Source organism: Capnocytophaga sp. H4358, from assembly GCF_002302515.1.
In the GTDB taxonomy this organism is placed as follows: domain Bacteria; phylum Bacteroidota; class Bacteroidia; order Flavobacteriales; family Flavobacteriaceae; genus Capnocytophaga; species Capnocytophaga canis.
Genome location: NZ_CP022380.1, coordinates 476,342 through 489,744, shown reverse-complemented (window position 1 = coordinate 489,744; position 13,403 = coordinate 476,342). Strand labels below are relative to the sequence as shown.

Below are 13,403 nucleotides of genomic sequence, written 5' to 3'. Positions count from 1 at the left end.
AGAAAAACATTTTGTTATAAAATGCAAAGGCTTTGTTTTTTTTCTATTGATGGACAAAAGTCATTTGCATATTTCGATTAAAAAGCTATCTTTGTAGTGTTCGGATGGCAAATTTGAATTTTTAGAGAGTATAAATATGATAAAGAAATGGACGTTGACAATAGTATGTTTACTGTTGGGAGTTGTTGCTTATGGGCAATACGAAGTGAGAGGGGAAGTAGTCGATGCTAAGACTAAGAAGCCGTTGGTGGGAGCTAACGTGATTGTGCGAGGTAAACTTGTAGGTACAGCGACAGATATCAAAGGAGAGTTTATTTTACCAGTTTCTTCAAAGTCAGGAGAATTGGTGATCTCTTATATGGGGTATATTTCCAGAAGATCTTCGTATCGAATTTTGACTAATAAAAGAGGAAAGGTAAAGGTAGCACTACAATGGGACGAGAAAGGACAGACCTTAGCTGGGGTTATGGTTTCTGCACACTATAATATGTTTGATATTGCTGAAGAAAGGAAAACTCCAACTGCAGCGACTACTATTGATAGAATTGAAATCAAACGCCGTTTAGGAAACCGTGATTTTCCGGAGCTTCTTCGGCGAGTTCCATCAACGTATACAGTAAGAGGGGGAGGTTATGGAGATTCAAGTGTTAATATTCGAGGTTTCTCTAACGAAAACATCGCGGTAATGATTAATGGAATGCCTGTCAATGACATGGAGAATGGGCGTGTGTATTGGAGTAACTGGACAGGATTGTCCGACGTAACCACGGCTATGCAAGTACAACGAGGTCTTGGTGCATCCAAATTAGCCATACCTTCAGTGGGAGGAACCGTTAACATTGTGATGCGTTCTGCTTTCATGAAGCAGGGAGGAATGGTCAATGCCTATGTAGCAAATGGAGGTGAGTACAAAACTTCGGTGACGTACAATACAGGAAAAAACGAAAAAGGATTTTCATCTTCTTTCCTTTTTGGAAATGTAGGAGGCTCTAAATATGTAGATGGGACACAATTTAAGGGATACAATTATTTCTTAGCATTGGGGTATAACCCAGTAGAAAAACACGAATTCCAATTAATGCTTACAGGATCGCCTTTACAACATGATCAGAGTTCGTCATTAGTTTCCATTGCAGATGCCTTGAAATATAGTACAAATGGAAAACCAAATCGAAGATACAATGCAGATTGGGGATATTTGGATGGTAAGGAATTTAGTATCCGGAAAAATGTTTTCCACAAGCCTGTGTTCAGTTTTAATTGGGATTGGAAAGCAACAGATAGAGCCGAGGTCAACACTACTGCTTATGCTTCTTTTGGTCGTGGTTATGGAACTAACGACTATGGAGCAAGTAGAGGATTGAAAATCAATTCATTCCGAGATTTAGAGACAGGATTATACGACTTTGATAGAATTGTTCGAAACAATCAAGAGGCTACATCTCCAGATGATGTGTTGCTTCGTTACGCGAGGGTAAATTCACACGATTGGTTTGGAATTTTAACCAATTATAAACAAAAAATTTGGGATACAGTTACCTTGGATGTAGGGTTTGATGGTAGATACTATCAGGGATATCACTATGGAATTGTTGAGAATTTCTTAGGAGCGAAGAGTATCCGCGATAATTCAAACAAAAATATAGGTGAGAATAACGTCTCTACAGTCGTAAATAATTCAAGTATTTACAATGTTTTTAAGAGTATAGATCCGATAGAAAACTCGATAATATATAACAACATAGGTAGGGTATACTGGTTAGGAGTTTTCGGGCAATTTGAGTATGAAGAGGATGATATTTGTATGTTCGTCCAAGGTTCCATTTCTGAAAAAGGTTATCAACGCGTAGATAACTTTATGAAGGAAGGTACACATGTTCCTGGAACAACTATCGAGATGCCACGAACTACCGATTACGAAAGAATGTTGGGATTCAATGGAAAGGCAGGAATCAACAAAAATATAGACGAACGTCATAACGTGTTTGTAAACATAGGCTTCTACAGCCGACAACCTATTTTTGATGCAGTATATCGAGGTGATTTGAACTATGCAAGTCCAGACAATGTGAATGAAAAAGTTTTGGGTATTGAATTAGGATATGGCTACAAAACTGATTTTTTTAATGCTAAAGCAAATTTTTACCGAACTACTTGGACAGATCGATTCCTACGACGCGTGAACCTAAGAGATGTTGATATAAATCAGACGTCTTATTTTGCGGATATTTCTAATTTGAGTGAGGTTCATCAAGGAATTGAGTTAGAAGCTTCCTATATTGTGAATGAATATCTGAAAGTACGTGGCATGTTATCAGTTGGTGATTGGTTCTATAATGGAAATGCAGATGCAAAAACTTTTCGAACTGAAGACAGTCAGCCTTACATTTTGACAAATTCAATATCTGATAGAACTTCTCTATTGTTGGACAAATCAAAAATTGGAGGTACAGCTCAAACCACATTCGTACTCGGAGCAGAAGTTACCCCTATTGATAGGATTATAGTTAATCTGGATTGGCGATATGTGGATCGTTTGTATTCCAATATTGATATATATGCCTTTACGGATAGAAGTTTGGCAGAAAAAGGAGCTCTCCGTTTGCCTAGTTATAATTTGGTTGATTTTGGAGTTTCGTACAGGTTGCCATTATTTAAAAGTCATGTTATGAATTTTAGATTCAATGTTGATAATATATTTGATGCAACTTATATTACCGAGTCAAGCGATAGCGTTCACGCAACTGAACATAGTCAAGTTTATAAAGGAATTGATGTAAAAAACCGAGTTCGCTTTGGTTTCGGTCGAACTTGGAACTTCTCAATGCGATATTCGTTCTAAGAGGGTATAGAGATATGAAAAAGAGAGAGGCTGTCCGACTTTTCGGATAGCTTCTTTTCTTTTTTAGACACTTTTGTACAAATATCTCGAATGATTATTGTGATATAACATATGAATATTTGTGTTTTTCAGACAAACTTGAAACTCGGTAAAATGCCAAAAATTGGATTTTGTATAAAAAGTTCGATTGCGATGACACAAAAATTTGTGGCTTACAAACTATTTTTGAAGAAAAGTAGTTTTTTTTGCAGAATTTATCTTCGTTTTTAAAGGATTACAGACTTTAAATCGTGGGTACACACAGATGGTCGGAGGTAAAGAAATCAAATAAGTTGAATTTGGCAAGGCAAACAAAAATCTAAATAGACGATATTAGACTTGAGAGTATCTGATTTTCAGTTAATTTAACAAGAAATAAGATTAAAAAATATGTTTACAAGATAAAATTTTGCCCTAATTCTAAAAATAGGAGGGTTGTACCTTGTTTGGGGCAGGGGGAAGTCCTATTTTTATACTTCAAAGTTGATCCGAAGCATCTCAAACAGTAAAAATCGAACAGTAGGGATAAAAACTGATACATTTTTTACATATGCTACATTCAACTCGAAAAAGAGGAACAGGGGAGTATCCCATAATCTGTGTAAGTTAAAAAGTTATTCTGAAATTTTTTGAGCCCTTAAAAGCTCAAAAAAAATTTCGGAAATAACTTTTTAACTATTTTTGACCCATAATTTAAACAGATATGATTAACAAGGAAGAATTGCTCAACAGCAAAGAATTTTACAAGTCATTTAAGACTGCTGAGGACTTGACAGGTTTCTTTAAAGAACTCCACAAAAAAGCGGTGGAACATATGCTCAATGCCGAACTCGACGTTCACTTGGACAACGAAAAACATGACAAAACCAAAGATGGAAATTATCGTAACGGACACACTTCCAAGAAGATAAAAACTTCCTTTGGCGAAGAACAAATCCAAGTTCCTAGGGATAGAGACGGTAGTTTTAACCCAATGTTAGTCCCTAAACGCAAGAACGTTATCGATGGTTTGGAAAACATCATCGTATCGTTCTATGCCAAAGGAATGAGCGTAAGCGACATCGAAGAACAAATCCAAGAAATGTACGGCTTTGAAGTATCAACTTCCACAATATCAAGGATTACCAATGCGGTTACCAATGAAATGGTCGCTTGGCAGAACCGCCCGTTGGACGAGCTGTATCTGATTGTTTGGATGGACGGCATCGTTTTTAAAGTTCGTGAGAACTCAAAAGTTGTCAACAAAACCATTTACCTTGCTGTGGGCTTGAATCGAGAGGGAAAAAAGGAAGTTTTAGGAATGTGGCTCGGAAAGAATGAAAGTTCCGCCTTTTGGATGAGCGTTCTCACTGATTTAAAGGCTCGTGGAGTGGAAGATATTCTCATTACTGCCACCGATAATTTAAACGAATTTACGCAAACCATTCGCACGGTTTTTCCCCAATCACAAACGCAAATATGTGTGGTTCATCAGATTAGGAATGCTTGTAAGTATGTGGTTTACAAAGACAGAAAAGAATTTACAGCCGATATGAAACACATTTATACTGCCCCTAACAAGGAAGCTGCCAAGGTTGCTTTGGAGGATTTTGCCCAAAAATGGGAGTCAAAATACGGCTATGCTATCAAATCTTGGTATGACAATTGGGACGAATTGACCGTATTTTTCGATTTTCCGTTAGAGATAAGAAAAATTATTTACACAACCAATCTTATTGAGAATCTGAATGGTAAGATTCGGAAATACACCAAAAACAAGCTGTCTTTCCCAACAGACGAAGCTGTGCAAAAGTCCGTTTTCTTGGCTTTGAGAGAAGCTACCAAAAAGTGGAGTATGCCTATCCAAAATTGGGGGATTGTCTTAAACCAATTTATGCTTATATTTGCACAAAGACTCAAACTATAAAAACTTAACCCCAACTTTTTAACTTACACACTTAGAGGGATAGTGTCAGGAACAGACTATTTTCCTTTATTTTTTAACTTTTCAGATAAATCTGTAACCCAAATGTCCGTCAACATAAACTCTAATTGTTTGTCATTTTTTGATTTTACAAGATTATGAATATCAGTATTTTCCATTACGTAATATGCCAATACACTTATTTTTTCGTCATCTAAGCCAAGGTCTTTTTTCAAAAACCTATTCATATTATCAATAATGTAGTTAGCCACAGCTAAATTTGTCTCATTTTTTAAAGCTTGTTTGTAATATTTTCTTTTCCCTGAAATGGCATTCAATATAGCTAAAATATTAATGGGAGGGAATCCTGAACCTGCCCAAAAATTGTTATTAGCATAGCTACGTTTCTCTTCTAAAGTTCGTTTTTTGGGCGTATATCCTAAAAAATCTTTTGCTGTAACAGTTGTTTCTTTAACTTCAACCCCTTCTAATTCAACAACTTGCTCTTTCAGTTCTATAATAAGTAACTCGTTTTCTAAATCTTCCTTATTAACACTTCGATATAAGTCTTTTTTACCCACATGGGTAAATTTAAGTACGTTCCCTACTTCTCCATGAATTAAAAATAATCCTTCAGTATCCGTAGTTACAAATTTTTTCTTATCGATATTTTGGATATGTACTCCCGGCAAAGGTTGGTTATTATGAATAACTTTACCTTTGATAACAAGATCATTTTGAGCTATTAAAGGTAAGCTAACACAAAAACACAACCATAAAAAAAATTTATTCACTTTCATTGTTCGCTTCTTGTTGTATTTGTAGCCATGAATCTATCAACATAAATTGTAAAGTCTTCGATTCTTTATTTTGCGTTACTCGATGATATTCTGGATTTTCCATTAAATAATACGCTAAATAACGTATTTCTTCTTCATCTAAATTAAGTTCTTTTTTGAGAAATTCACTCATATTATCAATGATATAGTTTGCTACTTTTAAATTTTGTTCATTCATCAGTACCTTACGCAACATCTTGGTTCGACCCGAAATTTTGTTAAGTAAGGCAATAAAACCAAATCCTCCTGCTCTACTGGTGTAAAGTTGTTTTTCATTATAAGTACGTTGATTCGGAGTATGTTGCAAAATACCTAAGCTTTGAGCAGTAATATCAGGAGCTTTCTGAACCTCAACACCTTCTAATTCGTGAATGAGAGTACGCATTTTGATAACTACAACTGTACCGAAATCCGTCGCTTTCAGCAGACGATGTGTAGTCTGTAAACTTACATGGGTGAATTGCAAAGCATTATTTTCCGATGCAGATATGGTAAAATAACCTTCCTTATCAGTCGTTGTAAACTTTTTATTATGAAGATTTTGCACATGAACATCAGATACAGGAATGGAATCATTCATCACAATACGTCCTTGAAATATATCTTTATTCTGAGCGAAAAGCTGTACAAAAGACAAGATAAAAATAAGTATATAAAGTTTACGCATAATGTATTAAAATAATAAGCAAAACTCAGTGAAGGATTATTAATTTTACAAAGATAACTTAAGTAAAAACTATTTTTGTTTAACATTTATTGTTTTTTCCTCAATTCAATTACGGTAATTTCTGGCCAAATTCCTACACGTCCTGGAAATGCGTGATAGCCAAATCCGCGATTAACATTCAGTTTTTTTCCTGCTTCCTCATACATTCCTGCCCAATATTTGTAAGTCCATTTTGAAGGACTCCATTTCACAAGTCCCTCTATTTCAACACCTAATTGCATTCCGTGTGTATGTCCGCTGAGAGTTAGTTGGATATTTTTATTTTCAGGCAACACTTCGTACTCCCAATGCGTTGGGTCGTGACTTAAAAGAATCTTGAAATCTTCATCTGAAACGTTTTGCATTGCTTTTTCCAAATCGCCATACTTTGAAAATCGTCCGTGCCCCCAATTTTCAACTCCCAAAATGGCAATCCTTTCTCCATTTTTTTCAATATAACGATGGTCGTTCAAAATCAAATCGAATCCCATTTCACGTTGTATTTCTTTTAAATCTTCAAGGTTTTTTGCCTTTGCTTCGGGAGTTTCCCAAGAGGAATAATCTCCATAATCGTGGTTTCCTAAAACGGAAAAGACACCATCTTTAGCCTTTAATTGCTTCAAAATATTTTTCCAAGGAAGCAACTCACTAGCCAAATTATTTACGATATCACCCGTAATCATAATGGCATCACTCTGCTGTTGGTTAATCAAATCAATTCCATATCGGATTTTATCTTCACTATCAAGACTTCCTGCGTGAATATCAGATATTTGCGTTATCCTATATCCATCAAAAGCCTCTGGCAAATCGTCAAAATAAAGTGTGTATTTCCAAATTTTGTAATTATATTTTCCTTTTGTAACTCCGTAAACCACTGATAAAAAAGGAACTGAAGCCACCCCCAATGCCAACAAACTGACAAATTTCCTTCTTGATGGAATTGACTTATTACCCGCTGATTTATACCGAAATAACGCAACACCAATCCGTTGTATGTCCTCCAAAAATAAAATAAGAGATAGCACAACAAGTATGATAAACCAAGTAATTAACGCCCCCATCGAGTACTGCTGAAAGATAGTCCATACGGCTTTGGTACGAAGAAGCCACTGCAAAACTACATTTACAATAACCAAAACAGAAATCGCTCCAAAAACATACCTACCCTTTTGAGAAATTTTCAGCGTTTTCAGAGCTTGATTGGCATAACGTGCCAATAAAAGATAAACAACTATAAATAAAACGAGTATTACGTACATATTTTCAAATAAAATTCTTCTTCATTTTCGTAAGAAGCACAAAAACCGTTCCTAAAATTTTCAATTTTCACCTTATACAAATTATTTTTGATAATATCTAACCCAATCAACATACATACGAATTGGTTTTTCAAAATCAGGAACATCTCCAACCCAAGAGCCTCCTAACTGCATATCAATCAATAAATAAAAAGGTTTTCCAAAAGGGAATTGTTCTGGATTTCCTTCAATACGAGGATATGAAAACGTAAATTGGTCATTGACGTAAAAACGTAGTTCATTAGGCTGAATTTCTACTGCATAGGTATTATAATCGTCTGGATTTATGGGAAAAGTAGTGTAATGCTTAGGATTTTCCTTATTCTTTTGTGTGTATTGCGTATGTACGGTTTGATATACAAAATTATCAAAATTCAATCGTTCCAAAATATCAATTTCACCACCATAAGGCCATTTTCCTACCTTTGGAAGCATCCAAATTGCTGGCCAAGAGCCTTGTGTAGCTTCAAGTTTACAACGAATTTCTACCTTTCCGTATTCAAAATATTTCCCGTTTTTGGTAAAAACACCTCCTGTTACAAATTTAGAAGAATCATCTGGAGCGATGTCGTTTTTCTTCCCAATGAGTATCAGATTTCCATTTTTGATTTCAAAAAGTGATTCGTCCAAACTCATTGTGTTATTCCAATCAGATTTACCACGCGGAATTTTTGACCAAACACCTGTAGAAAAAATATCATCTCTTTCAAAATCATCTTCCCAAACCAATCGCCACTTCTTTTCTTTTTTGCTACCAATTTCAGAAGAAGTTTTACATCCCACCATCAGGGATACAGAACAAAGAAGCATCAAAATTTTTCTCATTTTCAAATAATTTTAGTTGAAGAATTTCCTTTCAAATAAACAACTGAAAATAAATCATTTAAAAGTAAAAAATATAAGGTTTTACTTGTAATTGTGTAAAACTTTCAGAAAAATAAACACAGAAGTTTACTTCAAGGCGTTCATAATAGTTTTTATCTGTTCGATTCCTGAAATTGGACGCACCGATTCATCTAAAAAACTTGCCGTATTGAAAGAAAAAGGCATTTCGTTAGCTGATTTCTCAAAAACAGTGCCTGAGAAATGTACTTCGTTAAATCCTGCTTCTTTAATCTTTAATATGGTTTGTGGATTAATTCCTCCTCCTGGCATAATGGTAATTTTTCCTTCAGCTTTTTGATTAAGTTTTTTAAGTACTTCCAACCCTTCCACAGCTGATTTTTTTCCTCCTGAAGTTAAAATACGTTTTACTCCCAAAGTTTTTAATAGATTTAAGGCTTCTTCTGGATTAGGAACGCAGTCAAAAGCTCGGTGATAGATGAAATCAATATCTCCCGCCGCCTCAATCAATTGTTGTGTACGCTCTTTATCTATGGTGTTGTCAGTATTTAAAACCCCTGTAACCACACCTTTACAGCCCAATTCTCTACAAAAAGTAATATCACGGAGCATCACATCAAATTCCTCATCTGTGTAAGTAAAATTTCCACTTCTTGGACGTATCAAAACACAATTTTCGATAGAAAGTTCGTCCATAACTTTTTTAATAAGCCCGTAACTTGGAGTAACTCCTCCTACTCCTAATTCACTACACAATTCAATGCGATTTGCTCCTGCCAATTGAGCGTTCCTTGCTGATTCAAAGGAACTTGCACATATTTCGTAAATCATATCTTTTATTTTAAAATTTTTGCTATTCGTTCTAATGTTTGTGGTTCAGTACACAGAGACAAAAATGCTTCACGTTCCAAATCTAACAAATATTGTTCCGAAACGAGGGTAGGTTCGGAAAGATCACCTCCTGACATTACATATGCCAATTTATCGGCTATTCTTTTGTCATAATCGGTTATATATTTTCCTTCTCGCATCGAATCCGTACCTACCAGGAAAGCTCCCAATGATTGTCTTCCAAACACTTTAATATCGTCACGTTCAATAGGACGGGTGTATCCTGCTTCTGCAAGTAACAGAGCATGTTTTTTAGCTTCGGCAATAAGTCGTAAACGATTAACTACCACTATATCTTTTCCTTTTTGCAAAATATCCCAATCAAAGGCCTCATAAGCTGATTTTGAAACTTTTGCCATTGCGATAGTCAGAAAATAATCCTGCAAACGATTCAATATTACATCTCCTTTTCGTAAACCATCTGAAGCCCTGACTGTCAATTCTTTAGAACCTCCTCCACCTGGAATTAACCCTACCCCAAACTCTACCAAACCAATGTAGGTTTCTGCAGCAGCAACCACCTTATCGGTGTGTAGACTCAACTCACAACCTCCCCCTAAGGTCATCCCATGGATTGCAGCTACCGTAGGAATTGACGAATAACGGAGTCGCATCATTGTATTTTGGAAATAGGCTATTGTTTGGTTCAATTTTTCGTATTCTTTTGCTGTAGCCATTGCATAGATCATCGCAATATTCGCTCCTACGGAAAAGTTCTCTGCTTGATTTCCAATAACTATTCCTTGGAATTTCTCTTCAGCAAAATCAATCGCTCGATGGATTCCCTCCAAAATTCCTCCACCAATGGTATTCATTTTAGAATGAAATTCTAAATTCAAAATACCATCACCCAAATTAATGATACTCGCTTCATCATTTTTCCAAAGGGTTTCCGAACGAAAATTATCAAGGATGATAAATCCTTCTTGTCCTACTTTTTTTCGATATTTCTTTGTTTTTATATCGTAAAAATATGTTGCCTCCTTAGTTAGCTTGTAGAATGATAGCTGATTGTTACGCAACATATCCTGAATCCAATCGGCTGTTTCATAACCCATTGATTGCATCAACTCAACTCCTTTGGCAAGTCCAATAGCATCCCAAATTTCAAAAGGTGCTATTTGCCAACCAAAACCTGCTCTAACAGCATCATCAATCTGATAAAGCGTATCTGAAATCTCTGGAATACGATTTTGGATGTAGGCAAACAATGCCGCAAAAGTCCGTTTATAGAACAACGACACATTATCATCCCCCTGAATTAGGAGTAAAAAACGGTCTTTCAGCTCCTCTTTTTTAACTTCATTCAACAACGGAAATACAACTTGCTGACAAGGAACATACTCCATAGCACGTAAATCCAACTCAAAAATTTCTTTATCTATTTTTTTGTAGAACCCTTGTCCTGATTTAGCTCCTAACCAATTGTTTTTTAACATGTTCAACACATAATCAGGAATTTGAAATAGGTGTTTATCTTGATTGTCTGTGGAGTTCTTTTCAACTCCTTTTGCTACATGTACCAAGGTATCTAACCCTACAACATCACCTGTTCGAAAAGTTGCTGATTTCGGACGTCCAATAATAGTTCCCGTCAAAGCATCAATTTCCGAAATTTTTAAATTTAACCATTTGATCTGATGCAAAGTATGCATCATAACAAAAATACCGATTCTATTACCTATGAACGCAGGTGTATTTTTAGCTAAAACAGGCGTCTTTCCTAAAAATTTATCAGAATAAAAAAACAAAAAATCAACCACATCCGACTGACAATCAGCGCTTGGGATGATTTCTAACAACTGTAAGTAGCGAGGTGGATTGAAAAAATGCGTAATTGCGAAATGTTTACGAAAATCCTCACTACGCCCCTCACTCAAAAAATGGACAGGCAATCCTGAAGTATTTGAAGTAATGAGTGTTCCCTGTTTTCGATATTGCTCCAGTTTTTCAAAGACTGATTTTTTGATTTCCAAATTCTCGGTCACAGCCTCAATAATCCAATCAACATCAGCTATTTTAGGTAAATCATCAGCTAAATTTCCGATTTCTATACGTTTAGCAAACTGTGGATGATATATGGGGGAAGGATTTGATTTTAGAATTTTTTCCAGATTTTCACTCGTTATTCGGTTTCTCACCACTTTGTCGGACAATGAAAATCCTTTTTTTTGTTCTATATGGTTGAGTTGTGTTGGTACAATGTCCAATAGCAAAACTTCCACACCGATATTCGCGAAATGACATGCAATGCTACTACCCATCACTCCTGAACCAATAACCGCTATTTTTTTTATTCGTCGCATAATCCTAAATACGTATGGGAATACCTATTATTTCTGATTTTCAAATCTCTTTTCCCGCTATATACATACACTTTTTACCTGAAAAAAAATTATATACGAAGATAATTGAGACCTCCCTTTCATTCCCCATATGCTTAAAACGCTTTAAATCTTATTGAATTAAATAAGGAAGCTATCGTTTTTTAAGTTCCATACAAGTGACAAATGTAATGATTTTTCGTATGTCAAACAATGCGTAAATCGACAAACTAAGAAAATTTTACAATTTTAATAATCTGCTTAGAGTTGTAATTTTCTTTGATTCAGCGAGTTTATGAAGTATCTTTAAGAAAGCAATCGCTGTTAGGAAAGCATCACCAGCTGCGTTATGTCGATCATGAGTGGTTATGTTCAACTCTTGACAAACCTCATCTAAGCTATAATTTTTATCATTTTTAAGAAGATAATTGATTACTTTGGTCTTTTTAAATAGATAGTTTGTGTCGATAAACTCATTTTTGAGAGTTGGTAGTTGATGTCGTTCGAGAGCTGTATTAATCATTTTAATGTCATATCCTACATGGTGTCCTACTAAAACGGCATCTTTAGCATAGTCTGAAAAAATGGTAACAGCCATTTTTTCTGGAACTTTGTTGTACTTATGCTCCTTGATAATTCCATGAATAGGAATACTTTCGGGGTTTGATTTTTCTTGTTGCAGAAAAATTTCGAAACTTTCTTTCACGTACATTTGATTATCCAAAATCGTAATTGCTCCAATAGATAAAATTCTATCCGTTGCGAAATTAAACCCTGTAGTTTCAGTATCGAACACCACAAATTTCACTTTATTGAGAGGTAAATCATCTTTTTGTCTTTTCGAAAATATATTGAATATTGACATTTTATGTTTTGTCTTTGATTGTTTTAGTCTTTTTGTTAGACTACCGAAAATTACTCTTAAATTCACTTAACAATTGAGAATGGTTATAAATACTCTAAATATCTTGATTGTATTCATTTTAGAAGAAATTTCACCAATTCATTAGTATTAAAGTGAGAATATCATACGATTTTTGTCAAAAACACAAAAAAAGTGAACGTTCTAACTTTTCTTATTTCCAAAAGACAAAAACTCTACTAACTGTTTAACCGCTTTTCCTCGGTGACTAATACCATTCTTTTCAGAAGCTGATAACTCTGCAAAAGTCTGATCATAGCCTTCTGGTTTAAAAATAGGGTCATAACCGAAACCATTCGTCCCCTTTGGTATTTGGGTAATTTCTCCTTCGGCAATGCCAATAAAAGTGTGTACTTCAGTTCCTATACACAAGGCTATCACCGTTTTAAACCTTGCTTTTCGGTTAGTTTGTCCTTGCATATTTTTCAACAAAAGAGCTATATTATCAGTGTCACTCCTATGGTTTCCAGCGTATCGAGCTGAAAAAACACCTGGTTGATTGTCTAATGTAACCACTTCTAACCCTGAATCATCTGCAAAAACGTCATATCCATAGTGCTTTTTGATATATTGAGCTTTTAATACTGCATTTCCTTCGATGGTGCTTTCGGTTTCTTCGATATCATCATTGAAATTGATATCTTTTAAACTTAAAACCTGTATACTATCAGGCATCAAAGCTTGAATTTCGTTGAGTTTATTGAGGTTATTGGTTGCAAAAACAATTTTTAACATATTTCAATCATTAAATAAAAAAAACGTAAAACAGTCAATAGTGAATATAATTAGAAAA

General features: G+C 35.0%; 10 protein-coding genes. 2 read left to right on the top strand and 8 right to left on the bottom strand.

The genetic code is table 11. The features are described from left to right. Positions 1–136: 136 nt before the first annotated feature. Together CGC49_RS02065 and CGC49_RS02060 are read left to right on the top strand one after the other, a co-directional pair. Positions 137–2,842: a TonB-dependent receptor gene (locus CGC49_RS02065; RefSeq protein ID WP_095911740.1), complete on the top strand. Its 2,706-nt coding sequence runs from the start codon at positions 137–139 to the stop codon at positions 2,840–2,842. Positions 2,843–3,584: 742 nt separating this feature from the next. Beyond that, positions 3,585–4,787, top strand: a complete 1,203-nt coding sequence (locus tag CGC49_RS02060) for an IS256 family transposase (protein WP_095911739.1) — start codon at positions 3,585–3,587, stop codon at positions 4,785–4,787. A gap of 56 nt (positions 4,788–4,843) precedes the next feature. On the opposite strand, the gene CGC49_RS02055 is transcribed toward CGC49_RS02060, so the two are convergent. The 8 genes from CGC49_RS02055 to CGC49_RS02020 form a co-directional block, all read right to left on the bottom strand. Next, complete coding sequence (locus CGC49_RS02055; RefSeq protein WP_095893298.1) at positions 4,844–5,584, bottom strand: carboxypeptidase-like regulatory domain-containing protein; 741 nt, start codon at positions 5,582–5,584, stop codon at positions 4,844–4,846. Next, positions 5,571–6,290: a hypothetical protein gene (locus CGC49_RS02050; protein ID WP_095911738.1), complete on the bottom strand. Its 720-nt coding sequence runs from the start codon at positions 6,288–6,290 to the stop codon at positions 5,571–5,573. The genes CGC49_RS02055 and CGC49_RS02050 overlap by 14 nt, the downstream gene beginning before the upstream one ends. Before the next feature lie 86 nt (positions 6,291–6,376). Continuing rightward, entirely contained in the window at positions 6,377–7,591 is a 1,215-nt protein-coding gene (locus tag CGC49_RS02045; protein ID WP_095911737.1) for a metallophosphoesterase, read from the bottom strand. 81 nt (positions 7,592–7,672) lie between these two features. Then, a complete protein-coding gene (locus CGC49_RS02040; RefSeq protein WP_095911736.1) occupies positions 7,673–8,455 on the bottom strand; it encodes a glycoside hydrolase family 16 protein in 783 nt (260 codons plus the stop codon). A gap of 126 nt (positions 8,456–8,581) precedes the next feature. Next, positions 8,582–9,304, bottom strand: a complete 723-nt coding sequence (locus CGC49_RS02035) for a copper homeostasis protein CutC (protein ID WP_095911735.1) — start codon at positions 9,302–9,304, stop codon at positions 8,582–8,584. A 5-nt stretch (positions 9,305–9,309) separates the two neighbouring features. Further along, on the bottom strand, positions 9,310–11,673 hold the full coding sequence (locus tag CGC49_RS02030) for a 3-hydroxyacyl-CoA dehydrogenase/enoyl-CoA hydratase family protein (protein ID WP_095911734.1): 2,364 nt from the start codon (positions 11,671–11,673) through the stop codon (positions 9,310–9,312). A gap of 256 nt (positions 11,674–11,929) precedes the next feature. After that, the gene (locus CGC49_RS02025; RefSeq protein WP_042008091.1) at positions 11,930–12,553 is read right to left on the bottom strand and encodes a PolC-type DNA polymerase III; all 624 of its coding nucleotides are present in this window, start codon (positions 12,551–12,553) and stop codon (positions 11,930–11,932) included. 201 nt (positions 12,554–12,754) lie between these two features. Beyond that, the gene (locus tag CGC49_RS02020) at positions 12,755–13,345 is read right to left on the bottom strand and encodes a non-canonical purine NTP diphosphatase (protein WP_095911733.1); all 591 of its coding nucleotides are present in this window, start codon (positions 13,343–13,345) and stop codon (positions 12,755–12,757) included. Positions 13,346–13,403 lie beyond the last annotated feature (58 nt).